This is a genomic window from Pseudarthrobacter sp. NPDC058362, from assembly GCF_042723515.1.
GTDB lineage: Bacteria > Actinomycetota > Actinomycetes > Actinomycetales > Micrococcaceae > Arthrobacter.
The window spans coordinates 380,770-406,481 of record NZ_JBHXIW010000002.1 but is presented as its reverse complement, the minus strand read 5'-3'; the positions used below and the strand labels follow the sequence as shown (position 1 = coordinate 406,481).

Annotated in this window: 25 protein-coding genes; 5 read left to right on the top strand and 20 right to left on the bottom strand. The window is 66.5% G+C overall.

Going from position 1 to position 25,712, the window contains the following annotated elements:
- Window positions 1-17: 17 nt before the first annotated feature.
- From ACFWIX_RS06455 to ACFWIX_RS06375, 17 genes are all read right to left on the bottom strand, one after another.
- On the bottom strand, window positions 18-1,400 hold the full coding sequence (locus tag ACFWIX_RS06455; RefSeq protein WP_377215288.1) for a S8 family serine peptidase: 1,383 nt from the start codon (window positions 1,398-1,400) through the stop codon (window positions 18-20).
- Window positions 1,401-1,403: 3 nt separating this feature from the next.
- On the bottom strand, window positions 1,404-2,351 hold the full coding sequence (locus ACFWIX_RS06450) for an exopolyphosphatase (RefSeq protein WP_377215287.1): 948 nt from the start codon (window positions 2,349-2,351) through the stop codon (window positions 1,404-1,406).
- Entirely contained in the window at window positions 2,348-3,019 is a 672-nt protein-coding gene (locus ACFWIX_RS06445) for a DUF501 domain-containing protein (protein WP_377215286.1), read from the bottom strand. The genes ACFWIX_RS06450 and ACFWIX_RS06445 overlap by 4 nt, the downstream gene beginning before the upstream one ends.
- Window positions 3,020-3,047: 28 nt before the next feature.
- On the bottom strand, window positions 3,048-3,635 hold the full coding sequence (locus tag ACFWIX_RS06440; RefSeq protein WP_377215285.1) for a septum formation initiator family protein: 588 nt from the start codon (window positions 3,633-3,635) through the stop codon (window positions 3,048-3,050).
- An 86-nt stretch (window positions 3,636-3,721) separates the two neighbouring features.
- On the bottom strand, window positions 3,722-5,002 hold the full coding sequence (gene eno, locus ACFWIX_RS06435; protein ID WP_377215284.1) for a phosphopyruvate hydratase: 1,281 nt from the start codon (window positions 5,000-5,002) through the stop codon (window positions 3,722-3,724).
- A gap of 120 nt (window positions 5,003-5,122) precedes the next feature.
- Window positions 5,123-5,710, bottom strand: coding sequence for a MazG nucleotide pyrophosphohydrolase domain-containing protein (locus tag ACFWIX_RS06430; RefSeq protein ID WP_377215509.1), 588 nt, complete (start codon window positions 5,708-5,710; stop codon window positions 5,123-5,125).
- 58 nt (window positions 5,711-5,768) lie between these two features.
- The gene (locus tag ACFWIX_RS06425; RefSeq protein ID WP_377215283.1) at window positions 5,769-6,920 is read right to left on the bottom strand and encodes an adenosine deaminase; all 1,152 of its coding nucleotides are present in this window, start codon (window positions 6,918-6,920) and stop codon (window positions 5,769-5,771) included.
- A 39-nt stretch (window positions 6,921-6,959) separates the two neighbouring features.
- Entirely contained in the window at window positions 6,960-7,682 is a 723-nt protein-coding gene (locus ACFWIX_RS06420; protein WP_377215282.1) for a DedA family protein, read from the bottom strand.
- A 78-nt stretch (window positions 7,683-7,760) separates the two neighbouring features.
- Entirely contained in the window at window positions 7,761-8,390 is a 630-nt protein-coding gene (locus tag ACFWIX_RS06415) for a DedA family protein (RefSeq protein ID WP_377215281.1), read from the bottom strand.
- A 7-nt stretch (window positions 8,391-8,397) separates the two neighbouring features.
- Window positions 8,398-9,714, bottom strand: a complete 1,317-nt coding sequence (locus ACFWIX_RS06410) for a thymidine phosphorylase (protein ID WP_377215280.1) — start codon at window positions 9,712-9,714, stop codon at window positions 8,398-8,400.
- Window positions 9,711-10,121 (bottom strand): cytidine deaminase, encoded by a 411-nt coding sequence (locus ACFWIX_RS06405; protein WP_377215279.1) that lies wholly within the window; start codon window positions 10,119-10,121, stop codon window positions 9,711-9,713. The genes ACFWIX_RS06410 and ACFWIX_RS06405 overlap by 4 nt, the downstream gene beginning before the upstream one ends.
- A gap of 5 nt (window positions 10,122-10,126) precedes the next feature.
- Window positions 10,127-11,446 (bottom strand): ABC transporter permease, encoded by a 1,320-nt coding sequence (locus ACFWIX_RS06400; protein WP_377215278.1) that lies wholly within the window; start codon window positions 11,444-11,446, stop codon window positions 10,127-10,129.
- The gene (locus ACFWIX_RS06395) at window positions 11,443-12,816 is read right to left on the bottom strand and encodes an ABC transporter permease (protein ID WP_377215277.1); all 1,374 of its coding nucleotides are present in this window, start codon (window positions 12,814-12,816) and stop codon (window positions 11,443-11,445) included. The genes ACFWIX_RS06400 and ACFWIX_RS06395 overlap by 4 nt, the downstream gene beginning before the upstream one ends.
- The gene (locus tag ACFWIX_RS06390) at window positions 12,809-14,371 is read right to left on the bottom strand and encodes an ABC transporter ATP-binding protein (protein ID WP_377215276.1); all 1,563 of its coding nucleotides are present in this window, start codon (window positions 14,369-14,371) and stop codon (window positions 12,809-12,811) included. Before ACFWIX_RS06390 ends, ACFWIX_RS06395 begins: the two co-directional genes overlap by 8 nt.
- Window positions 14,372-14,551: 180 nt before the next feature.
- Window positions 14,552-15,622: a BMP family protein gene (locus tag ACFWIX_RS06385; RefSeq protein WP_377215508.1), complete on the bottom strand. Its 1,071-nt coding sequence runs from the start codon at window positions 15,620-15,622 to the stop codon at window positions 14,552-14,554.
- Window positions 15,623-15,887: 265 nt separating this feature from the next.
- Complete coding sequence (locus ACFWIX_RS06380) at window positions 15,888-17,087, bottom strand: amidohydrolase (protein ID WP_377215275.1); 1,200 nt, start codon at window positions 17,085-17,087, stop codon at window positions 15,888-15,890.
- 52 nt (window positions 17,088-17,139) lie between these two features.
- On the bottom strand, window positions 17,140-18,273 hold the full coding sequence (locus ACFWIX_RS06375; RefSeq protein WP_377215274.1) for a mannose-1-phosphate guanylyltransferase: 1,134 nt from the start codon (window positions 18,271-18,273) through the stop codon (window positions 17,140-17,142).
- A 268-nt stretch (window positions 18,274-18,541) separates the two neighbouring features.
- Here ACFWIX_RS06375 and sdhC point away from each other — a divergent pair, with 268 nt between their 5' ends.
- From sdhC to ACFWIX_RS06350, 5 genes are all read left to right on the top strand, one after another.
- A complete protein-coding gene (gene sdhC, locus ACFWIX_RS06370) occupies window positions 18,542-18,922 on the top strand; it encodes a succinate dehydrogenase, cytochrome b556 subunit (RefSeq protein WP_377215273.1) in 381 nt (126 codons plus the stop codon).
- Between the two features lie 3 nt (window positions 18,923-18,925).
- Window positions 18,926-19,387, top strand: coding sequence for a succinate dehydrogenase hydrophobic membrane anchor subunit (locus ACFWIX_RS06365; RefSeq protein ID WP_377215272.1), 462 nt, complete (start codon window positions 18,926-18,928; stop codon window positions 19,385-19,387).
- A 108-nt stretch (window positions 19,388-19,495) separates the two neighbouring features.
- Window positions 19,496-21,295, top strand: a complete 1,800-nt coding sequence (sdhA, locus tag ACFWIX_RS06360; RefSeq protein ID WP_377215271.1) for a succinate dehydrogenase flavoprotein subunit — start codon at window positions 19,496-19,498, stop codon at window positions 21,293-21,295.
- A gap of 1 nt (window position 21,296) precedes the next feature.
- Window positions 21,297-22,079 (top strand): succinate dehydrogenase iron-sulfur subunit, encoded by a 783-nt coding sequence (locus ACFWIX_RS06355; RefSeq protein ID WP_377215270.1) that lies wholly within the window; start codon window positions 21,297-21,299, stop codon window positions 22,077-22,079.
- Between the two features lie 155 nt (window positions 22,080-22,234).
- Complete coding sequence (locus ACFWIX_RS06350) at window positions 22,235-23,005, top strand: alpha/beta hydrolase family protein (RefSeq protein ID WP_377215269.1); 771 nt, start codon at window positions 22,235-22,237, stop codon at window positions 23,003-23,005.
- On the opposite strand, the gene ACFWIX_RS06345 is transcribed toward ACFWIX_RS06350, so the two are convergent.
- The 3 genes from ACFWIX_RS06345 to trpS are packed head-to-tail and all read right to left on the bottom strand — an operon-like array spanning window position 22,962 to window position 25,705.
- Complete coding sequence (locus tag ACFWIX_RS06345) at window positions 22,962-24,011, bottom strand: YihY/virulence factor BrkB family protein (protein WP_377215507.1); 1,050 nt, start codon at window positions 24,009-24,011, stop codon at window positions 22,962-22,964. The genes ACFWIX_RS06350 and ACFWIX_RS06345 overlap by 44 nt on opposite strands.
- 58 nt (window positions 24,012-24,069) lie before the next feature.
- On the bottom strand, window positions 24,070-24,657 hold the full coding sequence (locus tag ACFWIX_RS06340; protein ID WP_377215268.1) for a 2'-5' RNA ligase family protein: 588 nt from the start codon (window positions 24,655-24,657) through the stop codon (window positions 24,070-24,072).
- A gap of 4 nt (window positions 24,658-24,661) precedes the next feature.
- Entirely contained in the window at window positions 24,662-25,705 is a 1,044-nt protein-coding gene (gene trpS, locus ACFWIX_RS06335; RefSeq protein ID WP_377215267.1) for a tryptophan--tRNA ligase, read from the bottom strand.
- Between the last annotated feature and the right edge of the window lie 7 nt (window positions 25,706-25,712).

Genomic DNA, 25,712 nt, shown 5'->3' with positions numbered 1-25,712 from the left:
GAAAAGCCCGGGAATGCCTAGGATTTGCCCGGCGAATCCACCTTCTCCACGGCACCGGTGGCCGGCTCCTCCCGCGTCAGCGACGGGTCCTTGGCGGCGCGGCGAAGCTGTACGGCCGCTGCCGCGATGATTGCCACGAAGAGCACCGAAAAGCCGATCACGACGGCGGCGCCGACGGCCGAGTCGCGCGGGGACGGCGCCTTGACTGCGGGCACCGTGGCCTCGGGAAGGGTGGGGACGGCACTGGGCACCTCCGCGGTGGGCAGCGGAACGGGCGTGGAGAGGTTGCCGCGCCGGTGCACCCGGATCCACTCGGCGATGCTTCCGAGCGGGTTCGCCGAAACCTCGGGAACGTCATCCTTCAATGCTGCCGCCGCGTCCAGCACGCCGAACCCGTAGAGCGGGTCTTTGCCGGACGGGCCGGCATCCTTGGCCGTGGCAACGATGCGGTTGATGACCTGCTCGGCGCTCATCTCAGGCCACTTGGACCTGATCAGGGCAGCCACACCCGCCACCATGGGGGCGGAGCCCGAGGTGCCCTCCCATTCGGCGTAGCCGCCGCCGGGAAGCCCCCCTATCAAGTCCTCAGCCGGGGCCGCCACACCGATGCTGATGCCCTGCGAGGAGGCGTCCACGCTGGCAACGCCCTTGCGGTCCAGGCCAGCCACGGTCAGCACACCGGGAATGGTTGCGGGCGCGCCCACCTGGACGTTTCCGCCCACCCGGTTGCCGGCCGCCGCCACGATGACCACGTCCTTCTGCTCGGCGTACAAGAACGCGGCGTCCCAGCTTTGCGGCCACTGCGGCGTGGTGCTGCCCAGTGAAATGTTGATGACCTTGGCACCGTTATCCACCGCCCAGCGTACGGCCTCGGGAATCTGGTCCTGGTCGCTCTTGCCCGACGGGTTGGGCGAGCCCAGCCACGTGGAGACGGAAAGGATCTCGGCTTCGGGGGCCACCCCCACCATGCCGTCCGGGCCAGCTGCCCCGGTTTTCGGGACGGGGCTGGGCGAGGCGTCCTTGGGCTGGTGCCCGCGTCCGGCCAGGATGGTGGCCACCAAGGTGCCATGTTCGGGCTTCGCCCCGATGCTCTTCTGCCCGTCTGCCTCGCCCGAGCCGGATGCGTCAAAGCCGCCGGAAACGGCGCCCTTGAGGTCCGGGTGCTTGGCGTCCACGCCGCTGTCGATCACGGCCACCTTCACACCCGCGCCCTTGGAAACCTTCCAGGCCTCGGTGATCCCGGTTTCCTTCAGCCAATACTGTTTGTCCCGCCATTCGTCCGCCCGCGCAGCCGGGGCTGTGGTCACGCCGGCCGCGACGAAGAGGCCGGACAGCAGCATGACCAGCAGCGCCGTGGCTGCCTTGCCAAGCGCAGCGGTCGCCCCGTTGAAAATCGCCATGGGTCAGCCGATGCTCAGCGCAATGCCGTCGAGGATGTCATGCTCGCTGGCCGTGGCCGTGGAGATCCGGCCCCCGGTCAGCGCGCCCAGCTGTTCGAGGACGCGCCGCCATACCAGTCCCCCGGCGCCGATGACGTCAACCCGGCCAGGGTGCATATACGGCAACGCTGCCCGGTCCGCGCGGGGCATCCGGAGCAGCTCCGCGGCGGCCTCGCTCACTTCGGCAAGCGGGAGTTCGGCACCATGGATGGCGTCCGGGGAATATTCCGGGAGCCGCAGGGCGTGGGCGGTGATGGTGGTGACGGAGCCGGCAACGCCCACGACGGCGGTGGCCTGCTCCAGGGGAACGTCTTCCCGGGCGCGGGCGATGGCTGCGTCCACGTCGGCTTCCGCGGCGGCTATCTGGTCCGCGGTGGGCGGGTCGTCGGCAAGGTGCCGCTCGGTGAGCCGGACGCAGCCGATGTCCACAGACTTCGCCGCGGTGACGCCGTCGGCCGTGCCCAGCACGAATTCCGTGCTGCCGCCGCCAAGGTCGACCACCAGGACCTGCTGCCCGTCCAGGACAGGCAGGACGCTGCTGGCCCCCGCGAAGGACAGGGCCGCTTCCTCTTCCCCGGAGATCACTTCGGGTTCGACGCCCAGGAGGTCGCGGATGCCGTCCACGAAGACCTGCCGGTTGCGGGCGTCCCGGGTTGCCGAGGTGGCGGCGAACCGGATTTTCTCCGCGCCGTGCTCCTTGATCAGCTGCCCGTAGGCGGCGGTGGCGGCGAACGTGCGCTCGAGCGCCTCGCGGGCCAGCTCGCCGGTGGCGTCCACGCCTTGGCCCAGCCGGACCACGCGCATTTCGCGGACCACATCGGTGAGGACAGGGCTGCCGCTGCTGCGATCGATGTCCGCGATGAGCAGGCGGATGGAGTTGGTGCCGCAGTCGATGGCAGCGACGCGGGTCATTCGGCGGCTCCTGCCGGGCCGGCCGACTTGCGGACGGGCGCGGGACGGCCCACGATGTCCGGCAACCCCTGGGGTCCATGGCGGCTCAGGTCGCGGGAGGGTGCTTCACCGCTGGTGTCCCAGGCGCCGTCGCAGTAGCAGCGGTCCCTGGTCCACCACTCGCTGATGAGGTCCAGGGCTTCGTCACCGAGCGGGTTCACGCCGGGGCCGGCAGCGAGTGAATGGCCCACCAGGACGTGGAGGCATTTGACGCGGGTGGGCATTCCGCCGGCGGAAATGCCGTCGATCTCCGGAACAGCGCCGGTGCCGCAGCGTTCGCCGATGGCCTGCCGGGCGGCCAGGTAGGCCTCGTGCGCCGAATGGTAGGAGCCTGCCAGGTCCTGGTCTTCGGCGAGGCGCCCGTTCATCTCGTTCATGACACCAGCGGCTTCGAGCCGGGACACCGCGGACGTGATCACGGGGTGAGTGAGGTAGAAGGTGGTGGGAAACGGTGTGCCGTTGCCCAGCCGCGGTGCCGTGGCGGCCACGAGGGGGTTGCCGCAGACGCAGCGCGCCGGAATCTCCACCACGTCGCGGACCGGCCGTCCCAGCTGCCGACTCAGTACTTCGAGGTCGCGGGCAGATGGTTGGCGGGATTCTTCCCGGGCGGCTGCCGTGGTGTGTTCCATCGTCGCGGGCCGTCCTTCCTGTTGCGGTTCAGTCTGTGGCCGCGCGCCGGACGGACTCCCACAGGGAATCCACCCACGGCAGATCGGCGGGGTCTTGTGCTGCTGCTGCGCCGGGCTGGCTACTGCTTTCTCCGGCTGGCAGATCGCTGCCGAAAACCCAGTAGCCGGTTTCCCCCGGCATAACCATGTTAATGCGGTCGCGGGCCTGCTGCTTCACGTAATTGGGGTCCTGCCACCGCGACACCTGCCGGCGCAGGGCGTCGCCCTCGGCTTCGCGGGCAGCGATGTCGGCGTTCAGGGCGTCGATTTCGGCCCGTTTGTCGAAGAACACTTTGACGGTGGGCGCCAGCATGATGGTGATGGCAATCATGACGACGGCGAGGGCCAGCATGCGTCCGGAGAACGCCTTGGCGGGCACCGGCTGCGCCTCTTCCGCGGGCGGGGCGGCCGGCGCGGCAGGACTACTGCCGCCGGCGGCGCCGGGACCGCTCTCCGATGTTTCCTCCGGGGCCTTGCCGGCGCCGAAGTCCGCCCGAATAACGTCGGCACCATCCGGGGATTCCGAGGCAGGACGGGACGGTGCAATCTTTGGGACTTTGGGACGGCGGGTAGCCATGACACTCCTGAAAACGCAGCTGCCAAAACAGCAACGGTGGCTATGGTCTTTCAACCATAGCCACCGTTGCGGTGCAGGCTCGGCTACTAGCCCTTGAAACGCGGGAAGGCGCTGCGGCCGGCGTAGCGTGCGGCATCGTCGAGCTCTTCCTCGATGCGCAGCAGCTGGTTGTACTTGGCCACGCGCTCGGAGCGGGCCGGGGCGCCGGTCTTGATCTGGCCGGCGTTGGTGGCCACCGAGATGTCGGCGATGGTGGTGTCCTCGGTCTCGCCGGAGCGGTGCGAGGTGATGGTGGTGAAGCCGGCGCGCTGGGCCAGGCTGACGGCGTCGAGCGTTTCGGTGAGCGATCCGATCTGGTTCACCTTGACCAGCAGGGAGTTGGCGGTCTTCGTGTCGATGCCGCGCTGCAGGATGGACGGGTTGGTAACGAAGAGGTCGTCGCCCACCAGCTGGACCTTGTCGCCGATGGTGTCGGTGAGGGTCTTCCAGCCGTCCCAGTCGTTCTCGTCCAGCGGGTCCTCGATGGACACCAGCGGGTAGTCGGCCACGAGCTCGGCGTAGTAGGCGCTCATCTCGGTGGCGGACAGGGACTTGCCTTCGAACTGGTAGGCACCGTCCTTGAAGAACTCGGAGGAGGCGACGTCCAGGGCCAGGGCGATGTCCTTGCCCGGGGTGTAGCCGGCGTTCTTGATGGCTTCCTGGATCAGGTCCAGTGCGGCACGGTTTGACGGCAGGTTCGGGGCGAAGCCGCCCTCGTCGCCCAGGCCCGTGGACAGGCCCTTGTCCTTCAGGACGGACTTGAGGTTGTGGTAAACCTCAACACCCCAGCGCAGGCCCTCGGAGAAGGTCTCGGCCCCGATGGGGGCGATCATGAACTCCTGGATATCAACGTCGGAGTCGGCGTGTGAGCCGCCGTTGAGGATGTTCATCAGCGGCACGGGCAGCACGTGCGCGTTGGGACCGCCGAGGTACTTGTACAGCGGCAGGTCGGCGGAGGCGGCGGCGGCGTTGGCGACGGCCAGGGACACGCCCAGGATGGCGTTGGCGCCGAGCTTGCCCTTGTTGGGGGTGCCGTCCAGGTCCAGCATGGCCTGGTCGATGCTGCGCTGGTCGGTGGCGTCGAAGCCGGTGAGGGCCGGAGCGATCTGGTCGATGATGGCGTCAACGGCCTTCTGGACGCCCTTGCCGAGGTAACGGCCCTTGTCGCCGTCGCGCAGTTCCACGGCTTCGTGCTCGCCGGTGGAGGCGCCGGAGGGGACGGCTGCGCGGCCGATCTGGCCGTCAGAGAGCAGGACCTCGACTTCTACGGTGGGGTTGCCGCGGGAATCGAGGATCTCGCGGGCGTGGATGGCATCGATAAGCGCCATGAATTTTGCTCCTTATGGGCGATTAACGGGGGAATGTGGCAGAAAGATTCGACGTCCTCGTCAGGGACCAGCGTAGTCCAGAGTGGTACAGGTTACGGAAACCTATCCAGCCCCCGGACGTCATGATGGCGCGTGCCCGGGCTTTGCAGGGTCCTGCTGGTAGCGCCGCACCGCCCCGCGCAGGGCACGCTCGGCATCCAGCCCCGCAGCCTGGGCGGAACGCACGACGCCGAACAGCAGCTCCCCGAGCGCGTCTTCCGTTGCGGGGGCGGCAGCCGCGGGCGGCAGTTCCAGGCCGGCGCGGGCGGCCCGGTCCAGCGACTTCTGCGCCTTGGCCAGGGCCGGCAGCGCATCCGGAATACCGTCGAAAGGGCCGCGGCCCGCCGGCCCCTCGGTGCGTTTGACCGCGTCCCACTTCTGCTCGATCTCCGCCACGGTGGCCGGGAAGCTGTCCTGCAGCGAGCCGTCAGGCCGGAAGACGTGGGGGTTGCGCCGGACCATTTTGGCATCCAGGCCGCGCGCCACGTCGTCGAAGGTGAACGCGCCCCGTTCCTCCGCGAGGCGGGCGTGGAGGACCACCTGGAGCAGGACATCGCCCAGTTCCCCCTGCAGCTCGGCGTCGGAGTGGCCCCCCTCGATGGTCTCGGCCACCTCGTAGGCCTCCTCCAGGAGGTACTCCACCAGGGAGGCGTGCGTGAGCGCCCCCATCCACGGGCAGTGCTCCCGCAGCTGCGCGATTACCTGAATCAGGCGTTCGACCGGACTTTCAGCCAAGGTTGGCGTAGGCGTCGTTGATGTACTCCACCAGCGCTTCCTTCTCCTCCAGCGGCAGGAAGGATGCCTCCGCGGCGTTGAGCGTCAGCTCCAGCAGGTCGTCCAGGTCGTAGTCGAACGTCTCCACCAGGAGGTCGAACTCGTCGGTGAGGGTTACGCCGCTCATCAGCCGGTTGTCGGTGTTGATGGTGACGTTGAAGCCCAGCTGGTAGAGCATGTCCAGCGGGTGGCTCTCCATGCCTTCGCCGAAGCCGGCAATGGCACCGGTCTGCAGGTTGGAGGACGGGCAGATTTCCAGGGCGATGCCACGGTCCCGCACCCAGCTCGAGAGGTCTCCGAGGGTCACCAGGCCGATGCTGCCCTCGCCGTCGCCCTCTTCGGCGGCCTCGTCGTCGTCGAACTCCACCATGATGTCCTCGGCGATCCGGACGCCATGGCCCAGCCGCAGCGCGCGGCCGTCCACCAGGGCGGACTGGATGCTTTCAAGCCCGGCTGCCTCGCCGGCGTGGACAGTCGCCGGGAAGTTGTGCTGGGCCAGGTAGGTGAAGGCATCCCGGAAGCGGGCGGGGAGGAAGCCGTCCTCGGCGCCGGCGATATCAAAGCCCACGGCGCCCTTGTTGCGGTGGCGGACGGCGAGCTCGGCGATTTCCTGGCCGCGGTCCGCGTGGCGCATGGCGGTGATGAGCTGTCCCACTTGGATTTCGCGGCCGGAGTCGCTGACGGCTTCAACGCCGGCTTCCAGTCCCTCCTGGACGGCTTCAACGGCTTCGTCCAGCGTCAGGCCCTTCTGCAGGTGCTGCTCGGGAGCCCAGCGGACCTCGCCGTAGACCACGCCGTCGTCTGCCAGGTCCTCCACGAACTCCTTTGCCACGCGGTACAGGCCCTCGTGGGTCTGCATCACGGCGATGGTGTGATCGAACGTTTCCAGGTAGCGGACCAGCGAACCGGAGTCGGCGGACTCCCGGAACCACTCGCCGAGCGCCACAGGATCGGTGGACGGCAGGGTATGTCCCACGGCTGCTGCCAGTTCAATGATGGTGGCCGGGCGGAGACCGCCGTCCAGGTGGTCGTGCAGCGAGACCTTCGGCAGGGTCTTCAGGTCGAACTCGATGGCGGGGGCGGTGTCAACAATAGGCTCAGTCACGTACCCACCTTAGGGTGGGCGCAGGCGCAATGCCAGCGCCTATTCCGGCGCCGGCTTGCCATCCCGCGGAACCCGGGCGAGGAATTCGTCCGGTTCCGGATGAAGCGCGCCGGACGGGCCGCCGTCGAGCCATTCGTCCACCTCTTCGGCGTCCTTGCGGGACAGGTGGCGGTGCCACCAGCGGAGCGTGTGGTCCATGACGATGCCCAGGACGACGGCGAACACCACGGCGATTCCGGCGCTGAGCAGCGGGCTGTCGTGCAGCCAGTGGAAGGAGCTTGCCAGCAGCCCGATGCCGATGGAGTAACCCACCCACGTCAGGCAGGCGAACGCGTCCAGGAGGAAGAACCTGCGGTGCCCGAAACCGGTGCTCCCGGCTACGTAGTTGACGGCCACCCTGCCCCAGGGGATGTAGCGGGCGGTGAAGATCAGGACGGCGCCGCGCTTGTCCAGTTCCCCGCGGGCCCAGTCGAAGGCCCGGCGCACCTTGGGCCGACGCATCCACCGCCAGCGGTCCAGGCCGATGCGCCGGCCCAGCATGAACGCCATGTTGTCGCCGGCGATCGCACCAACCAGCGCCGTGCCGCCCAGGATCCAGAGGTTCGGCTCCCCGCTCTGCCGGGAGAAGGCCGCCAGCGCCACGATGAGGGTTTCGCTGGGCACCACCATGGCGAAGCCGTCCACGAAAAAGAACAGCAGGAGGACCGGGTAGATCCACCACTGGCCCGCCGCATGGAGCACGGCCTCACTTATAAAATCCACGCGGTCCTGCTTCTCGGAAAAACGCCGTCGACGTGACGGAAATCGCCCCCTAAGTCTCCCACGGGCAGGCCGGATTCGCTACGCTTCGGGTTCCTTCATCCGTTCCACGATGGGCGGCTTGTGCCGGAATCGGTTGACGGCCACATCCACCACGATGCCGAGGGCCACAGCGCACACGATGGCGATCGCGGCGCCCAGCAGGTGGTTGTCCTCGAACCACTGGCCGAAGAACAGGCCGATGCCCACCGAGTAGGCCGCCCACAGCGTGGCAGACAACACCGTAAGCCCCACGAACCTGGTCTGCGGATAGCTGCTGACGCCGGCGGTGAGGTTGACGGCGACGCGCCCGATGGGGACGAACCTCGCCACAAGGATCAGCGCCGCCGGACGCTTACGGAGTTCGCGGCCGGCCCAGCGGAACGCCCCCTGCATCCGGGGACCGCGCATCCAGGACCAGCGGGTGGTGCCCACCCGGCGGCCGATCAGGTAGGCAATATTGTCCCCTGAGAAGGCGCCCGCGGCGGCCACCAGCATCAAGACCCAGGGATTGGGAACCTGTGCGGTGGCCGCGACGGCGGCAAGGCCCACCACCACCGATTCGCTGGGAATCGGCGGGAAGAAGCCGTCAATGATGCAGCACGCCAGGACCAGGACCAGCACCCAGGGCTGGCCGGCCGCCGCGAGGATGAAGTCATTAATGGCCTGCACGGTTCTATTACGCTATGCGGTCGATAATGAGCTGCTGCGCCGGGCGTGAGCCTTCCGGGGCGATGACCACGGCACCTTCCAGGGCCTCCTTGGCCCGCGCGAACCGCTCAGGCGTATCGGTGAGCAGGGTCATCAGCGGCTCGCCGGCCCGCACCACGGCTCCGGGCTTGGCGTGCATCCTTACCCCCGCCCCGGCCTGCACCGCGTCCTCCTTGCGGGCACGGCCGGCGCCAAGGCGCCAGGCAGCCACGCCCACGGAGAGGGCATCGAGTTCCACCAGCACGCCGTCGGCAGGGGCGTAGACCACCTCGGACTCGCGGGCCACCGGAAGTTTGGCCCGCGGGTCGCCGCCCTGGGCCTCGATCATCCGGTTCCATACGTCCATGGCCCGGCCGTCTTTCAGCGCGGCGGCGGGATCGGCGTCGTGCACCCCTGCGCAGGCGAGCATCTCCTCGGCGAGCCGGACCGTCAGTTCCACCACATCGTCCGGTCCGCCACCAGCGAGGACCTCGACGGATTCCTCCACCTCAATGGCGTTGCCGGCGGTGAGGCCCAGCGGGGTGTCCATGTTGGTAAGCAGTGCCACGGTGTTCACCCCGGCGTCCTTGCCCAACGCCACCATGGTCTCGGCCAGCTCCCGCGCCTTCGCCTGGTCCTTCATGAAGGCCCCGGAGCCCACCTTTACGTCCAGGACCAGCGAACCGGTGCCTTCGGCGATCTTCTTGCTCATGATGGAGGAGGCGATCAGCGGAATGGCCTCCACGGTGCCCGTGACATCGCGCAGGGCATAGAGCTTCTTGTCCGCAGGCGCCAGCCCCGCGCCCGCGGCGCAGATCACGGCTCCCACGTCCTGGAGCTGCGCCAGCATTTCCTCATTGGTCAGTGACGCGCGCCAGCCTGGAATGGATTCAAGCTTGTCCAGCGTGCCGCCGGTGTGGCCCAGGCCCCGGCCCGAGAGCTGCGGAACGGCAACGCCAAACACGGCCACCAGCGGTGCCAGGGGCAGGGTGATCTTGTCCCCCACCCCCCCGGTGGAATGCTTGTCCGAGGTGTACTTCAGGCCGCCGTCGGGCCGGCGCAGGCTGGAAAAGTCCATGGTCTCGCCGGAAGCGATCATCGCGGCAGTCCAGCGGGCGATCTCGGTGCGGTCCATCCCGTTGAGCAGGATGGCCATGTTCAGCGCCGCCATCTGCTCATCGGCGATCACCCCGCGGGTGTAGGCGTCAATGGTCCAGTCGATCTGCTCCGGACTGAGCGCCCCCTTGTCCCGCTTGATGCGGATGATGTCCACGGCGTCGAAGGCCTCGGCGTGGTTCTGGGTCATCGGGTTCCCTCCAGGTGTTCGGGACCGAAGGCGTCCGGGAGGACCTGGTCCATGGTCTTGATTCCTTGCGTGGTCATGAGTTCCATGTCCGGGGCGCGGAATTCATACAGCAGCTGCCGGCAGCGGCCGCAGGGCATGAGGATGTTGCCCTCCCGGTCGACGCAGTAGAAGGCTCGCAGCCGGCCGCCGCCGGTCATGTGGAGGTTGCCCACCAAGGCGCATTCGGCGCACAGCGTCAGGCCGTAGCTGGCATTTTCCACGTTGCAGCCGCTGATGATCCGGCCGTCACCGGTGAGGGCCGCGGCCCCCACCGGGAACCTGGAGTACGGTGCGTAGGCATTGCGCATGGCCGCGGTGGCCGCTGCTGCCAGCGCGGACCAGTCCACCTCCTGCGGCGAGGTTTCCACGGCGCTCATCCCTTGACGTACGGGATGCCGCTGGCCGCCGGTCCCCGGGACCTGCCCACCAGTCCTGCCACCGCCAGCACGGTCACCAGGTACGGCAGCATGGCCATGAACTGGCTGGGCACCGGAGTTCCGATAATGGTCACGATGCTCTGCAGGTTATCCGCGAAACCGAAAAGCAGTGCGGCGAAGAACGCGCCGATGGGGTTCCAGCGGCCGAAGATCAGCGCGGCAAGGGCGATGAAGCCGCGCCCTCCGGAGATCTCCTTGGTGAAGCTGTCGATGGCCACGAGCGTGAAGAACGATCCGCCGATACCGGCCACGGCACCGCCGAGGGTGACATTCCAGAACCGGGTGAGGTTCACGTTGATGCCCATCGTGTCCGCGGCCTGCGGGTGCTCGCCCACGGCGCGGACCCGAAGGCCCCAGCGGGTCTTGAACAGTCCGATCCAGACGGCGATCACGGCCACGTACATCAGGTAGCCCACCAGCGACTGCCGGAACAGGATGGGCCCGATGATGGGGATGCCGGACAGGACGGGGATCTCAATGATTTCCAGGCCGGGGGGTGAGTTGAACTTTGCCTTGTCAGCCTGCATCACCGTGCTGAAGAGGAAGCCCGTGACGCCGGACACCAGGACGTTCAGCACCACGCCGACGATGATCTGGTTCACCAGGTACTTGATGCTGAACAGTGCCAGCACCATGGAGACGAGCGCTCCTGCCACGGCCGCGGCCAGCAGGCCGATGAAGGGGTTCTGCGTCACGGTGGCCACGATGGCTGCGGTGAACGCGCCGCCCAGAAGCTGACCCTCGATGGCGATGTTGACCACACCGACCCGTTCGCAGAGCACACCGGACAGTGAGCCGAATACCAACGGCACGGCGAGGGTAACGGAACCTGCGATCAGGCCCGCAAGGGAGATGTTAGGGGTGCGGGCCCCGCCCACCACCCAGATCAGGAAGGCTGCAACGAACAGGACCGTGAACAGGATGGTGGCCCAGCCGGGTGCGGAACGGTCCCTGGCCTTGAGGTAGACCGAGTAGGCAGCGAGGCCAACCATGAGGGCGGAGAGCACCAGTCCGGCGGCGAAGGCGTTGATTTCCAGGGCGGGCAGCTGAAAGAAGTCACTGCCGGTGGAAATGCCGAAACTTGCCGTGCTGCGGGGCGCCAGGAATCCAAAGAAGACCAGGGCCACGAGCGCCAGCACGCAAAGCATGACAGGCGTCTTCCAGGTGGCCGGTTTGGCCGCCAGCGGTGCAGGGCCGCCGTCGGGTCCGTCAGGCTGGGGCTTTTCGGCGCGGGGCGGGGTAACTGTCGTGCTCATGCTGCACCTCCGGTGGAAGCTGCCTGACGGGACGTGGTGGCGCGGACGCGCTTGCGGCGCCGGGGGTTGAGCCCGAACACCGCCCGGACCAGCGGCGGGGCCGCAATAAACAGGACGATCAAAGACTGGACCACCAGGACGATGTCGATGGGGGTGCCGGTCTGGATCTGCATCTGAACCGCTCCGGCGCGGAAGGCGCCGAACAGCAGGCCGGCCGCAAAGGTACCCCACGGCGTCGAACGTCCCAGCAGCGCGACCGTGATCGCGTCAAAGCCGTAGGTGGCGGCCACACCGTCCGTCAGCACCTTCTCGGTGCCGGCAACCTGGGCCACTCCGGACATGCCCGCGAGGGCGCCGGCAATGGCCATCACCAGGATGGTCGAGCGGGACACGTTGATGCCGGCCGTGCGGGCGGCGCTCGGATTGGCTCCCACGGCGCGGAACTCGAAGCCCACGGTGGAGCGGTTGAGCAGCCACCACACGAGCAGCGTGGCACCGATTGCGAGGAGGAAGCCCAGGTGCAGCCGGTACTGGCTGCCCAGGATCTGCGGGTACACGGCGGTGGCGTCCAGGACCGGCGAAATGGGATTGGTCTCCCCTGGTCGCTGGAATGCGGGCGTGCTCATGAGGAAGCGCAGGAAATACAGCGCGATGTAGTTGAACATGATGGTCAGGATGACCTCGTGTGCGCCGGTGCGTGCCTTAAGTACGCCTACCAGTCCGCCCCACAGCGCGCCGCCGGCGATCCCGGCCACCAGAACCAGCAGCAGATGCAGGCCAAGGGGCAGGTGGAGCGCGAACCCGACCCACGCAGCCAGGATGCCGCCCATGATGATCTGGCCCTGGGCACCGATGTTGAAGAGGCCGGCACGGAAGGCCAGCGCCACGCCCAGGCCCGCGGTAATCAGCGGGGTGGCGATGGTCAGCGTCTCCATGAACGGCGCGAACTGGGCCGCGGCGCTGGCGCCGCGCGGGTTGAAGACCGCACCCTGGAACAGCGCAATGTAGGAGCCGGTGGCCGCGTTCCAGACCGCTGCCAGGAAGTCGGTGGGGCGGGCAAGGAAGTAGCTGCCGGTGGCTGCCACCTGCTTGTCGGTGCTGGCGATGAGCAGTCCGCCGATAATCAGTGCCAGGAGCACGGCAAGGACGGAGACCATCCCGCTGCCGGTGAAGATCCGCCGCACGAGCGTGTCCGGCTGGCCGGGCAGCACGCCGCTCTGCGCGGTGGCTGGAACGGCCGAAGGTTCCATGGCGCCGCCGGCGGTATCCACGGATACGACGGCGGCGGTCTCCTCCTCAGCCGGGCTCGGCTGGTGCGCGGCGGCGGGCTCCCCGCCGGCCACGTGCTTGGGTTCGTGCTTGTCAGACATGGTCGCCTCCTTCGGCGTCGTCGGAGGTTGCGGCCTGCTGCGCGGGCGGGTGGTCTTCCGGCGGAATGCCGGCCATCATGAGGCCCAATACATCGCGTCCGGTGCCGGCCGGGACGATGCCCACCAGCTTCCCCTTGTAAATCACCGCGATCCGGTCGGCCAGCTCCATGACCTCGTCCAGTTCCGTGGAGATGATCATGACAGGAGTGCCCTGGTCACGCTCTGCCACGATCCGGCGGTGCAGGAACTCGATAGACCCCACGTCCACGCCGCGGGTGGGCTGGCTGGCGATGAAGAGGCGCAGCGGGCGGGACAGCTCACGCGCCATGACAACCTTCTGCTGGTTGCCGCCGGAGAGCGTTCCCGCCGCGGCGGCAGCGGAGGGGGTCCGGACGTCGAATTCGTCGATCCGGGCCTTGGCGTTGTCCATGACTTTGGCCGGGCTCATGCTGATGCCCTTGGCATACGGTGCTTTGTCGTACAGGTCCAGCACCAGGTTTTCAGCTACGGAGAAGGTGCCTACCAGGCCGTCCACCTTGCGGTCTTCGGGAACGAAACCGACGCCGGCATTCAGCACGTCCTTGACACTGCGGCCCAGGAGTTCCTTCCCGTCCAGCCGGATGGACCCGGTGGCCCGGTCCTGGAGGCCAAGGATGGCTTCGGTCAGTTCCGTCTGGCCATTGCCTTGGACACCGGCCACAGCCAGGATCTCACCGCGGGCGATGGAAAAGCTGAGCCCGTCCACCACGTGCTGGCCGTTGGCCGCCACCACCGTGAGGTCCCGGACTTCGAACGTTGTTTCCTGGGGGCGCGCCGGCTCCTTGTCCAGTGTCAGGCTGACGGCGCGGCCCACCATCATGGATGCCAGGTCTGTGGTGGATGCCGACGGCTCGGCGGTGCCCACCACTTTGCCCCGCCGGATCACCGTGATGGTGTCTGAGACTTCCTTGACTTCCCGCAGCTTGTGCGAGATGAAGACGATGGAGGTGCCGCCGGCCTTCAACTGCCGCATGATGTCCAGCAGCTGGTCCGTCTCCTGCGGAGTAAGCACGGCCGTGGGCTCGTCCAGGATCAGGACCTTCGCGTTGCGGACCAGGGCCTTGATGATTTCCACCCGCTGCTGGACACCGACGGGCAGGTCTTCCACCAGGGCGTCCGGATCGACATCGAAGCCGTACTGGTCGGAGATCTCCCTGATTCTGCGGCGGGTCTCATCCAGGTGGAGGAAACCAGCAGCCTTGGTCGGCTCCGCCCCCAGGGCCACGTTCTCGGCCACCGTAAAAACCGGGACCAGCATGAAATGCTGGTGCACCATGCCGATGCCCGCTGCCATGGCATCTCCCGGGCCGCGGAAGGATACGGCCTTCCCGTCCACCAGGATCTCGCCTTCGGTGGGCTCGTAGAGCCCGTACAGCACATTCATCAGGGTGGATTTGCCGGCACCGTTTTCACCCAGCAGGCAGTGAATCTGCCCGGGTTCCACCACAACGTCAATGTGGTCGTTGGCGACCAGGGTACCGAAGCGTTTTGTGATCCCTCTGAGTTCAAGTTTCAAAACTCTGACCAATCTCGAAGCGTCCAGTGATCGACCGGACGGGCTATGCGGCTGCAGCTCCAGCCTAGTGGGTGCAGCCGCGGGATGAGCCGGCGCGCGCCCGGAAAGGAGGACGGCCAGCAAAAAGCGCCACCGCCCGGCCAGTCTGTAACCAGCCGGGGGTGGCGCTTAGGGCAGGGATCAGGCCTTCGGGCTCGCTGCGGATTCGACCTTCAGCTTGCCGTCCACAATGTCCTTCTTGATCTGGTCCAGCTCGGACTTGAGCTCGGCCGGAACCTCTGAATCGAAATCGTGGAAGGGTGCCAGCTGGACACCCTCGTTTTCCAGGGTGCCCACGTACGGGGTGTTATCGAAGTTGCCTTCGACGTCATCCTTGATGACCGTCTCCACGGCGTCGCCCATCAGCTTCATGACCGAGGACAGCATGATGTCCTTGTAGTCCGGGGCGGTGAGGTAGCCGTCGGAGTCAACCCAGATGAGCTTGACGTCCTTGCCGGCGGCCTTGGCTTCCTTCAGTGCCGCGCCGGCGCCCTTGCCTACGGGGCCTGCGACGGGCATGACGATGTCAGCACCCTGGTCCAGGAAGTTCCGGGTAAGCTGCTTGCCCACGTCCTGCTTCTCGAAGTCGCCCGTAAAGCTGCCGTCCTGGGATTCCTTGTTCCAGCCGAGGAGCTTGACGCTCTTGTTCTTCTGCTCGTTGTAGTACTTCACGCCGTCCGCAAAACCGTCCATGAAGATGGTGACGGTGGGGATCTTGATCCCGCCGAAGGTTGCCACCGTGCCGGTCTTGGTGGTGCCGGCCGCCAGGTAGCCGGCGAGGAACGCCGCCTGGGCCGTGTCGTAGATGATCGGCTTGACGTTCTCGATGGGGGTTTCGTAGCCGAAGTCGACGATCGCGAAGTGGCTGTCAGGGTTGGCTTCCGCCTGCGCCTTGGTGGCGTCGCCCAACAGGAAGCCCACAGTGACGGTCAGGTCGCAGCCCGCCGTGACCATGGCACGGAGGTTGGGCTCGAAATCGTTGTTGGTCTTGGATTCCACCTGGTTGACCTTGATGCCCAGGTCAGCTTCCGCCTTCTTCAGGCCCTCGTAGGAGGACTGGTTGAAGGACTGGTCGTCGAACCCGCCGGAGTCCGAGACGATGCAGCCGGTGTAGTCGCTGGCGGCTTCGGTGGATCCGCCGCCGGCTTCAGGGGCCGCGCCGCAGGCCGTCAGCAGGAGCGCCGAAGCGCCAACGGCAGCCACGCCGGCCATTGAACCGCGCTTAAAGCGTGCACGCAGTGATGTCTTCAATATTCCTCCAGGAGAGAGTGGCGCTACGGCTCGAATTCAATGAGTGTCCGTTTCTACACTGAAATTCTGTTTTCACTGAGGGCACGCAGCACTGCGCCGGAGCGCACTGATGCCCCCTACTTTAGTGGCCTGCGCCACGGGCCCGTAGCACACGCCGTCCTAGGAGGGAGATTGTTTACAAGTTGTTACCAACTGGTAGCGGACGACGACGGCAGCCGGCGCCGCATCAAAGGTCGCGGATGGTGCGCAACGCCGCTCCAGTGAGCACCCGGATGCCCAGGCCCAAGGCCCGTTCGTCCAGGATGTAATCCCCGCGGTGCAGGTCGTACTCCTCACCGCCCGGGGTCTTGGTGCCCAGGCGCATCATGGCTCCGGGCAGGTCAGCAAGGAACCAGGCGAAGTCCTCCCCGCCCATGGACTGCGGTGTCAGGACCACGGCGCCCTCGCCGATTTCCGCGCGGGCGGACGCCTCAATGAGCGCGGTCTCGTGTTCGGAGTTCACTACCGGGGGCACTCCCCTAGTGTGTTCCAGGCGGACGTCCACTCCGTAGGGCGCAGCCACCTGGTGGACCACCTCGTCCAGGAGTTCTCCCGCAGCGTGCCAGGCGTCGCGGTCCAGGCAGCGCATGGTGCCTGCCATGTAGCCGACGCCGGGAATGGCGTTGGGTGCCGACCCTGCGGAGATCTGTCCCCACACCACGGACACGCCGCTGCGGACGTCCACGCGGCGGGACAGCACTGCGGGTACATTCACGGCGATCTGTGCCAAGGCGAACACCAGGTCCTCGGTCAGGTGCGGGCGGGAGGTGTGCCCGCCACGGCCGGAAAGTTCAATGCGGATGGTGTCCGAGGCGGAGGTGATGGCCCCGATGCGGGTGCCGATTTTGCCCACCTCGATGCGGGGGTCGCAATGCAGGGCCAGGATCCGCGGCACGCCCTCGAGGACGCCCTGCTCGATGCACGCGTGGGCCCCTCCCGGCATCGTCTCCTCAGCCGGCTGGAAGATCAGCCGCACCGTGCCGCCCAACGACTGCTCCTCGTGCATCCGCTGGAGGACCAGGGCGATGCCCAGCATGGTGGTGGTGTGTACGTCGTGGCCGCAGGCGTGGGTCACGCCGTGGTTCTTGGACGCAAACGGAAGCCCGGTCTCCTCGATGATCGGCAGGGCGTCGATGTCGCCGCGGAGAGCTGTCGCGATGGGTCCTTCGCCCACGTCTACGGTGAGGCCTGTTCCCTCCAGGCGCCGCGGGGCCAACCCTGCCGCTTCCAGCCGTTCGGCGAGTTTGTCCGTGGTGCGGAATTCCTTGAAGGACAGTTCCGGATGCGCATGCAGGTCCCGGCGGAAATCGATCAGTTCCGGCAGGAGCGGGTCCAGCCAGGGGGCCACCAGGGCTGTGGGCTGGGCTTCCGTAGTGTAATTGCGCACGGTTTCACTCTAGCGATGGTGGCCGGAAATGGGGGCTATCCCGGTCGCCGCGTTACAGGACGTCTGTGTCCCCGCTGGCCTTGAGGGCATCCACCGCGGCCTTGACCCGCTGCGAATTGGCCTTGGTGGTCACCAGCAGCGCGTCGGGCGTATCCACGATCACCACGTCCTCGATACCGATCAGGGCGATCACGCGCTTGGTATCGGAAACCACCACGCCGCTGGAGTTCTCGGTGAAGACGCGCGCGCCTGCCCCCAGAACCGTGACGTCGTCCACTTCCCGCGCGCTGTTGAGCCGTCCCACCGAGGCGAAGTCGCCGACGTCGTCCCAACGGAAGGTACCGGGCACGACGGCGACGTCCCCGGCTTCGGCGGCAGGCTCCGCCACCGCGTAGTCAATGGCGATCTTCGGCAGCGTGGGCCATACCCGGGCGGTGACCTCTTCGCGCTGAGGGGTGTCCCAGGCCGCTGCAATTTCCTGCAGGCCCTGGAAGAGGCCTGGCTGGTTGGCTTCGAGGTGCTTGAGCATCAGTGCCACTGGGGCCACGAACATACCGGCATTCCAGACATAGTTGCCGCTTTCCACGTACTGCCGGGCCACGGCCTCGTCCGGCTTCTCGACGAACTCCACCACGTCCTGCGCAGTAGGGGCGCCCTCGATCCGCAGGCCCTGGCCGGAACGGATGTAGCCGAAGCCGGTGGAGGGGTGCGTGGGCTTGATGCCGATGGTGACAATTTTTCCCGCCGCAGCCGTGTGGATGGCCTCGCGGACCGCGTCCTGGAAGAGGTTGTCCGGGCTGATGACGTGGTCCGCGGCGAAGGAGCCCATGATGGCGTCCGGGTCGCGCTGATGCAGGATGGCCGCGGCCAGCCCGATGGCGGCGGCGGAGTCTTTCGGTTCGGACTCGAGCACCAGGTCAGAGTCGTGCAATTCCGGCAGCTGACGGCACACGGCCTCCCGGTGGGCCACACCCGTGACCACCAGGATCCGGCTGCCGGCCAGCGGGTGCAGGCGGTCATAGGTGGCCCGCAGCAGCGTGCTGCCCGAACCCGTGAGGTCGTGGAGGAACTTGGGAGCTGCGGCGCGTGACAGGGGCCAAAGGCGGGTCCCGACACCGCCGGCCGGAATTACCGCAATAAAGCGGTCAAGTGGTGATGCCTGGCTTGTCACTTTGTCTGTACTCATCACGGCTTACTTTAGCCGACCCGCCCTGGCCGCCCCCGGGACGGCGGACGGTCCGCGCAACACTGGCGCACGCGACCGTGCCCGTTATGTGGCGTTCGTCTCAAAAAACAGCGGATTCCGCGCCGGTGCTGGTCACCAAGTCTTCCCTAAATTGAATAAGCTGTGAGCGAAGCCTAGATTTAGGCCTGAGCTACGAGTGCTCTCGCAGCAGGCGTTCCCCCCGCGTGGATCTCATGCCAGCGCCGCTGTGTTGCAGGGAGGTTTATCAGTGCCGACAAAACCAGCTGGCACCTTGTACCGCGGCCGTGAAGGCATGTGGTCCTGGGTAGGACACCGTATTACCGGTGTAGTGATCTTTTTCTTCTTGTTGGTCCACGTCCTGGACACCTCATTGGTGCGCGTGTCCCCCGAGGCCTACACCGAAGTGATTGGCGCCTACAAGAATCCCCTCATGGCGCTGGGTGAAACCGGCCTGGTTGCCGCCATCGTGTTCCACGCCTTCAACGGCCTGCGGATCATCGCCGTGGACTTCTGGAAGAAGGGTCCCAAGTACCAGCGGCAGATGCTGTGGGCAGTCCTGGGCCTCTGGGCCGTCACGATGATCGGCTTCTCCATCCGCCACCTGTCACTCGCCTTCGGAGGTCACTGACCCATGTCTGCAACCATCGAAAGCCCCCGCAGCGGGCGGATCGCTCCCGAATACCGGCGCCACGGCGGCAGCAAGGGCAACTTCGAGATGATCGCATGGCTGTTCATGCGGCTCTCCGGTGTCGTCCTGGTGGTCCTGATCTTCGGCCACCTCTTCGTTAACCTCCTGGTCGGCGAAGGCATCCACGCCATCGACTTCGGCTTCGTGGCCGGCAAGTGGGCCGACCCGTTCTGGCAGTTCTGGGACCTGGCCATGCTGTGGCTGGCCATGCTGCACGGCACCAACGGCGTGCGCACCATCATCAACGACTACGCGGAGAAGGACTCCACGCGCCGCTGGCTGAAGACCGTGCTGTACGCGGCCACTGTCGTCATCGTGGTCCTGGGCACCCTGGTGATCTTCACCTTCGATCCCTGCCCCGTGGTGGATGGTGTCCAGCTGCCCGGCGGATTCTGCCCTGCCTAGTATCAGCACCGTCCCGGGCCCGCGGGCTGTCCCGCGGGCCCTGTTTTGCGGAGCCGGCAACGCCGCCCCGTTGTTTTATTGCGAATTTTGAGAGAAAGAGCGTCTGGTATGCAGGTCCATAAGTACGACGTCGTCATCGTCGGTGCCGGTGGCGCTGGCATGCGCGCCGCGATCGAATCCGGTCAGCGCGCGCGCACAGCAGTACTGACCAAGCTCTACCCCACCCGCTCGCACACCGGTGCGGCGCAGGGTGGCATGTGTGCGGCCCTTGCCAATGTCGAGGAAGACAACTGGGAATGGCACACCTTCGACACCGTCAAGGGCGGCGACTACCTGGTGGACCAGGACGCCGCAGAGGTCATGGCCAAGGAAGCGATCGACGCCGTCCTGGACCTGGAGAAGATGGGCCTGCCGTTCAACCGCACGCCCGAAGGCCGGATCGACCAGCGCCGCTTCGGTGGCCACACCCGCGACCACGGCAAGGCTCCGGTCCGCCGTGCGTGCTACGCCGCCGACCGCACCGGCCACATGATCCTGCAGACGCTGTACCAAAACTGCGTCAAGCACAACGTGGAGTTCTATAACGAGTACTACGTCCTGGACCTGCTGACGGTCGAGGAAGACGCAGTCCGCGAAGACGGCACCCCGTACAGGCAGAAGCGCGTTGCCGGCGTGGTCTCCTACGACCTCGCCTCCGGTGAACTGCACGTGTTCCAGGCCAAGTCCGTGGTGTTCGCCTCCGGCGGCGCGGGCAAGGTTTTCAAGACCACGTCCAACGCCCACACCCTCACCGGCGACGGGATGGGCATCGCGTTCCGCCGCGGCATCCCCCTGGAGGACATGGAGTTCTTCCAGTTCCACCCGACCGGCCTGGCCGGCCTGGGCATCCTCCTCTCCGAGGCTGCCCGCGGTGAAGGCGCCATCCTGCGCAACTCCGAGGGTGAGCGCTTCATGGAGCGCTACGCGCCTACCATCAAGGACCTGGCGCCCCGTGACATCGTGGCCCGCTCCATGGCCAACGAAGTCCGCGAAGGCCGCGGCTGCGGCCCCAACAAGGACTACGTCCTCCTGGACCTGACCCACCTGGAGCCCGCCCACATCGACGCGAAGCTTCCGGACATCACCGAGTTCGCGCGCACCTACCTGGGCGTCGAGCCCTACACCGAGCCCGTTCCGGTGTTCCCCACGGCCCACTACGCCATGGGCGGCATCCCCACGAACATCGAGACCGAGGTCCTCCAGGACAACGACACCGTGGTCCCCGGCCTGTACGCAGCCGGCGAAGTGGCCTGCGTGTCCGTTCACGGCTCCAACCGCCTGGGCACCAACTCACTGCTGGACATCAACGTGTTCGGCAAGCGTGCCGGCATCGCCGCCGCGGAGTACGCCAAGACCGCCAACTTCGTGGATCTGCCGGAGAACCCGCTGGCCTACACCACGGAACTGCTGGACATTGCCCGCAACGGCACCGGCGACGAAAAGGTGGCCCAGATCCGCAAGGAACTGCAGGACACCATGGACGCCAACATGCAGGTGTTCCGCACCGCTGACACCCTGAACCAGGTCCTGCGCGACATTGCGTCCTTCGAGGAGCGGTACAAGCGGATCAACGTCCAGGACAAGGGCAAGCGCTTCAACCTGGACCTGCTCGAGGCAGTTGAGCTCGGCTTCCTGCTGGAACTGGCCAAGGTCATGACCGTGGCTGCCCTGCACCGCGAGGAATCCCGCGGCGGACACTTCCGCGAGGACTTCCCGGACCGCGACGACGAGAAATTCATGAAGCACTCCATGGCGTACAAGGACGACCACGCCCCGGCTGACGGATCGGCGGAATCTATTGCCGGCATCCGCCTGGCCACCAAGCCGGTTGTCTTTACCCGCTACGAGCCGATGGTGAGGAAGTACTAAGATGACCGCTGAAATCGCTGAGCCAGCCTCAAAGATTGAACTGCCTGCCGGCGTCGGCGGGGGCGGCGAAATCCCGACGTTCGATGTGCACCTGCGCGTCCGCCGGTACAACCCGGAGGTTTCCGCGGATGCCACGTGGGACGACTACCACCTCACCATGTATGGCACGGACCGCGTGCTGGATGCCCTGCACAAGGTCAAATGGGAGATGGACGGCAGCCTGTCCTTCCGCCGCTCCTGCGCCCACGGCGTCTGTGGATCGGATGCCATGCGTATCAACGGCCGCAACCGCCTTGCCTGCAAGACCCTTCTGAAGGACCTGGACACGTCCAAGCCCATCACGGTCGAGCCCATCAAGGGCCTGCCGGTGGAGAAGGATCTCATCGTGGACATGGAACCGTTCTTCCAGTCCTACCGCGAGGTCATGCCGTTCCTGATCAACAAGGGCCACGAACCCACCCGGGAGCGCCTGCAGTCCGCCGAGGACCGCGAGCGTTTCGACGACACCACCAAGTGCATCCTGTGCGCCGCGTGCACCTCCTCCTGCCCGGTCTTCTGGACTGACGGTCAGTACTTTGGCCCGGCCGCGATCGTGAACGCCCACCGCTTCATCTTCGACTCCCGTGATGACGCAGGCGACATGCGCCTGGAGATCCTGAACGACAAGGAAGGCGTGTGGCGCTGCCGCACCACGTTCAACTGCTCGGAGGCATGCCCCCGCGGCATCCAGGTCACCCAGGCCATCGCCGAGGTCAAGCAGGCCATCCTGTCCCGCAAGATCTGACTTAGGCCCATCAAGACGACGGCGCCGTCCCCGCACGAGGGGGCTGGCGCCGTCGTTGTTCTATCACCCCCGCTTGCTCTATCACTTTTGGTTCCTAAACCGAGGTTTTAGGCACCAAAAGTGATAGAGCATCCGTACAAACGAAAGGGGCCGCTTTGTCCCGCTCCGAAAAAGTCACCTTCGAGGGTTCCACCGGAGAGATGCTTTCTGGCATCATCGACGTTCCGGAAGGCCCGGTGAAGGGCTGGGGTGTGTTCTCCCACGGCTTTACCCTGGGCAAGGACAGCCCGTCCGCTTCGAGGATGTGCAAGGCCCTGGCGGACGCCGGCGTGGGCATGCTGCGCTTCGACAACCTCGGGCTGGGTGAATCCGCCGGCGAATGGTCTGCCGGTTCCTTCAGCCACAAGGTGGCAGACACCGTTAAGGCCGCCGAATTCATGCGCAGCGAAGGCAGGCAGATTTCCCTTCTCGTGGGGCACTCCTTCGGGGGCGCGGCGGTCCTTTCCGCCGCACGGCACATACCGGAGCTCGACGCCGTCGCAACAGTCGGGGCGCCCTTCTCGCCGAAGCATGTGGCCCATGTTTTCGACGCGGCGCTGGACAAGATCCTCAGCGAAGGAAGCGCAGAGGTGGATTTGGGCGGCAAGCGCGTCGAGATCCGGAAGCACTTCGTGGAGGACCTGGAAAAGGCGGACCTTACGGACTGCATCAAGCAGCTGCACAAGCCCCTGATGGTGCTGCACTCCCCCACTGACAACACCGTGGGGATTGAGAACGCCAGCAGCATCTTCCAGGCTGCCCGGCATCCGCGGAACTTCGTCTCCCTGGAGGGCAGCGACCACCTGCTCACCGGGAAGGGCCAGGCCGCCCGCGCGGCCCGGATTATTGCTGCCTGGGCCGACCAGTACCTCGACGCCGCGCAGTAGCTGTTGCGGCGGCGCCGCCGTGCCCGGGGACTTTGCCAGGCTGCACCTGCCGTGAACCCCAGGCGGCCTTGGCCTGCGCCGTGTGCAGGGAGTGCAGGTCGGCCTCACGCACCGCAGACCATCCTGCTGAGACCAGGTAGACCTGGCTGACCAGGTTGAACCAGATCAGCAGCCCAATGATGATGGCGAACGGTGCCAGGATGGGGTTCCTTCCGGCACCGGCGAGCAGTTCTGTACTGAAGATCTGCAGGACCGTGGTGCCCACCGCCGCCAGCACTGTCCCTTCCAGCAGGGCACGCCGGGACAGCTTCAGCCCGCCGGCCAGCCGGAACATGACCAGCGCGGTGAACCAGTTCAGTACCAGCGGGACGCCTATTTTGATGGACGTGGTCAGCGGCCCGGCCACGACAGGATCGAGCTTGAGAAAATCCGTTACCCAGCCTGCCGCGGTGCCGAAAATCAGCGAAGCACCCGCACTGATCACCAGGGCAACACCGAGCAGGAGCAGCGTCCCGGCGTCCCGCAGCTTCATCAGGATGGGGTTTACCTGCAGCGGCGGCAGCTCAAGCACGCCGCGGAGGCCGTCGCGCAGGCCGGCGATCCAGCCGAGGGAGGTGATGACAGTGACCACTGCAGCCACCAGGGCCGTCCAGCCCAGCCCGCCGGGATCCAGCAGGTCATCCGGATCCACCAGCCCGGCACCGCCATTCACCTTGAGCAGGCCGGGCGCACTTTGGGCGACGCTTTCGATCACGGTGTCCAGGAGCGCAGGCTGGCCCCGAAGCACCAGGCCGGCAATCGAAAACCCGGTGGCAAGGAGGCCCGTGATGGAGAAGAACATGTTGAAGCCAATGCCCGCGCTCATCAGCGGGCCGTGCTGCAGGGTGTAATGCTTGAAGGCGCGCATAGGACGGAAGGCGTTCAGCCGCGCCAGCAGCCACTGGGCCAGGCCGACGGCATTCGCGAGCGGGCCGGCGCCGGCCCGGCGCGACTTGCCCCACTCCATCCGTTTCCGGATCACGGCCAGCCGGAGCAGGGCCTGTTCGGTGGGAAGCGGCTGCCGCTTAGCCCCGCCGGGACGGGCTGCCCGGGGCGGCACTGCCGGTGACGCGCTCCGCCCGGGAGGCGCCGTCGTCGTCGTTTTCTCTCCCAAAGTCCAGCTCTTCCCGTAGCTGCCAGATGCCGTCCGCACCGTGCTCGTAGAGTCCCATGCTAACCACGGGGAAGGTGGCCCTATAGTCCCGCAACACGGCTTCGGCCTCATCGAGGCTTTCGGGGGCGACGTCGTGTGCGATGGTGACGTGGGGGTGGTATGCGAACGGGAGGTCACGTTCCAGGGGGCCCTGTTGCAGCTGGCGATGCAGCTCAACGCACTCGTCGAACCCTTCCTCCACATTGATGAACACCACCGGGGATACGGGCCGGAAGGTCCCCGTGCCGGCGATGGTGATGGTGAAGGGGCGCTGGCGGCGGGCCACTTCGCGCACGTGATCGCAGGTTGCCCCCCAGTTATCGGTGGGAGTGGTGGTCACCAGCGTGATGTGCGCCGGGACCACGGTTGCCAGCGGATCCCCGAAGGAAGCCCGCCAGCGCTGCAGTTCCTCCGCGATGTCAGGCGGGAACCCCAGGATGACGCCTACGCTGGTGTCCATTGCCCTAGCGGACTCCGGCGAGGCTGAGGGACGGCAGGAAGCCCATGCGGTCATAGACCTGGCCGAGCGTGACGGTGGCGATCTCCCGTGCCCGCTCGGCGCCCTTGGCCAGGAGCCGGTCCAGTTCCGCCGGGTCCGCCATCAGCTCGTTGGTCCGGTCCCGGAGCGGGGTCACGAAGTCGACAACGACCTCCGCCAGGTCCACCTTGAGGTGGCCGTACATCTTGCCCTGGTACTCGGCTTCAAGATCGGCCACGGATTTGCCGGTGAGGGACGAATAGATGGTGAGCAGGTTGGAGACGCCCGGCTTTTCCTCGGCGTCGAAGCGGATGTCCGTGCCGGCATCCGTCACGGCGGACTTGATGCGCTTGGCCGCCACCTTGGGGTCCTCGAGCAGCTGGATGGCACCGTTGGGCGACTCCCCCGTCTTGGACATCTTGGCGGTGGGGTTCTGCAGGTCGTAGATTTTGGCGCGTTCCTTGATGATGGTGGCCTCGGGAACGGTGAAGGTCTGGCCGAACCGGGTGTTGAACCGCTGGGCCAGGTTGCGGGTCAGTTCCAGGTGCTGGCGCTGGTCCTCGCCCACCGGGACCAGGTCCGTCTGGTACAGCAGGATGTCCGCGGCCATCAGCGTGGGGTAGGCGAAGAGGCCCAGTGTCGCCGCGTCCGCCCCGGATTTCTGGGTCTTGTCCTTGAACTGGGTCATACGGGACGCTTCGCCGAACCCGGTGATGCAGTTCAGCGCCCAGGCCAGCTGCGCGTGCTCGGGCACGTGGGACTGGACAAAGAAGATGCTCTTGTCCGGGTCGATGCCGGCGGCAATGTACTGGGCAGCGACGATCCGGGTGCGCTTGGCCAGTTCCGCAGGGTCGAAGTCCACGGTGACTGCATGCAGGTCGGGGATGAAGAAGACCGCATCGTACTCGGCCTGCATATCCACCCAGTTGCGCACCGCGCCGATGTAGTTGCCCAGGTGGAGGGAGTCCGCGGTGGGCTTGGCACCGGAGAGGATGCGCTTCTTGGCAGTCTGGGAAGTCTGGCTAGTCATGGGTAAA